The organism is Streptomyces sp. NPDC054770 (genome assembly GCF_053611985.1).
In genome coordinates this window covers 40,678-40,986 of sequence record NZ_JBSHBL010000086.1, presented here as the reverse complement: position 1 = coordinate 40,986, position 309 = coordinate 40,678, and positions in this window count along the sequence as shown.

The window sequence follows — 309 nt, the reverse complement described above, 5'->3', positions numbered from 1 at the left end:
CTGCGGCCTTCCCGTCTGTTCCGTTGCAAGGGCCCGGGGGGCCGGGGGCCAGGGGGGGGTTGTTGGGGAACCGCGGGGCCCCCGGGGGGGTGTCCCGGGGGGCCACCCCACTTTTCTGGATTTTTCCGAACCCGTCGCCCAGAAGCGTCAGGCCTTGCGGGCCCGCGTCGTCTTCTTCGCGGGCGTCGCCTTCTTCGTGGCTCCGGCCGCCTTCTTCGTCGCCGTGTCGTCGGCGGGGGCAGCGGTCGCCCGCCAATTAGCCCGCGACAGAGCCCCCACCCGCGAGATTTCCGCCGCCGGCAGAATAGC